The following is a 1,284-nucleotide window of genomic DNA, read 5'->3' as shown; positions in this document are numbered from 1 at the left end:
GGGTTGAGGCAGCGTTGCACGGATTTCAGCTCCGCTGCGGGCCTCGACGCCGAAGCCGCCCGCCAGTGGGCCATCGCCCGCGAAGTGGAAAACGCCCTGCAGTACGCCTCACTGCCCCGCCATCAGGGGGACCTGGCCCGGTCCTTGTGGGTAGCCAGCACCCTGGCCGGGCGGACCCTCGAAGGGCTGCCCGGCGCCCATGACCTGCCTGAACCGGGGCAGTCCCCCGGCTGAGGTTGGCGTCCCGTCCGCCGGGCGCAGGCCCTGGACATGCAGCCCTCTAACGTCCACAGTCAGTTGCCCGCTGACTTCACCGCTGCGAAAGCTGAGCTGACCGCTTCAACCGCGGTATCGACGTCGTCCGCGTCAGTGCTCCAGTTACTGACCGAAACGCGCAGGACGTCCCGGCCCTGCCAATGCGACCCGGACATCCAGACTTTGCCGTCCTCAATCAGCCGCGCCGCCACGGCGCGCGTGATGGCGTCGTCTCCGAAGGCGAGGGAAACCTGCGTGTAGTCCACGTCGTTGAGCACCTCGATGCCCTCCACTTCCGCAAGCCGGCGGCTGATCCGGGCGGCGGCGCCGGCCAGGCCGCGGACCTGGGCGGCCACACCTTCGCGGCCGAGGGAACGGAGGGCAGCCCAGACGGTGATGCCACGCCCACGGCGCGACAGCTCCGGCACTTTCTGGAAGGGGTCCCCCGGTCCTTCAGCGTCATGGACCATGTAGCTCGTGGTGGCGAGCCCCATCGCGCCGCGGAGCGCGCCGGTATCCCTGACGATCGCGATACCGCAGTCGTAGGGGACGTTGAGCGTCTTGTGGGCGTCTGTCCCCCACGAATCAGCCTGCGCCATGCCGGCCGTCAGCCCGGCGAGTTCGGGGACGGCAGCGGCCCAGAGGCCGAAGGCACCGTCCACGTGTACCCAGGCACCGTGGCGACGGGCGATCCGGATGGCGTTCTCAAAGGGGTCGAAGGCTCCCGAGTGCAGGTTTCCGGCCTGCAGGCAGACGATGGCAGGTCCTGGCCCTTCCGAGAGCATGGTGTCCAGCGGGTCAGCCAGCAGCCTGCCCTGGTCATCTGTGGGGACCAGGGTGGGGCTGCCAAGACCGAGGTAGCGAAGCCCCATATCGATGGTGTCGTGGCGTTCCTGGCCTACGAAGCATCTGATCCGCGGGGCGCCCGCGAGCCCGTACCGGTCCAGGTTCCACCCGGCGTCGGCCAGCAGCCGCCAGCGCGCGGCCGCCAGTCCGGTGAAGTTTGCCATGGTGGCCCCGGTGGTGAAG

At 69.4% G+C, this 1,284-nt stretch carries 1 protein-coding gene and 1 pseudogene; one reads left to right on the top strand and one right to left on the bottom strand.

All coding sequences use genetic code 11. The features are described 5' to 3' along the window. A pseudogene (locus DBR22_RS05130) lies at window positions 1-234 on the top strand (aminoglycoside phosphotransferase family protein); the annotation flags it as partial. Window positions 235-293: 59 nt separating this feature from the next. Here DBR22_RS05130 and DBR22_RS05125 read toward each other — a convergent pair. Further along, window positions 294-1,284, bottom strand: a 991-nt coding sequence (locus DBR22_RS05125) for a pyridoxal phosphate-dependent decarboxylase family protein (RefSeq protein WP_108598089.1), incomplete at its 5' end; no start/stop codon positions are given.

This window comes from Arthrobacter sp. HMWF013, assembly GCF_003061105.1.
In the GTDB taxonomy this organism is placed as follows: Bacteria; Actinomycetota; Actinomycetes; order Actinomycetales; family Micrococcaceae; genus Arthrobacter.
The sequence above is the reverse complement of the archived record's forward strand: the minus strand, read 5'-3'. Positions and strand labels throughout refer to the sequence as shown.